Here is a 320-nt window from a genome sequence, read left to right on the forward strand (position 1 = left end):
GGCGTAGACATTTCAGGCCTAGTTGATGGCGACATCACTGTTGATGCTTCAGCTGTGGATCAAAACGGTCAGACTGTCACTAATGATGACACTGACAACATGGACGCCACTGCGGGTTCAATTGATGTAGCCCTCACCATTAATGATGGTGCAGAAACAGCCGACATTTCAGGTAGCACCACCGATGTCGCGCCAAACTCAACCGTCACCCTAACCCTGACCGATAGCGCTGGCACAGTGCAGGTCATCACTGGCGTCACTGTTGATGCCAATGGCGATTACAGCATTGATGGCGTGGATATTTCAGGCCTTGTTGATGG

The 320-nt window shown here is 51.2% G+C and carries 1 pseudogene; it reads left to right on the forward strand.

The annotated features are described in order from the left end of the window. A pseudogene (locus AB4153_RS20605) lies at positions 1–320 on the forward strand (hypothetical protein); the annotation flags it as partial.

Origin of the sequence: Shewanella sp. 10N.286.52.E4, from assembly GCF_041468785.1 — a bacterium.
In the GTDB taxonomy this organism is placed as follows: Bacteria; Pseudomonadota; Gammaproteobacteria; order Enterobacterales; family Shewanellaceae; genus Shewanella; species Shewanella electrodiphila.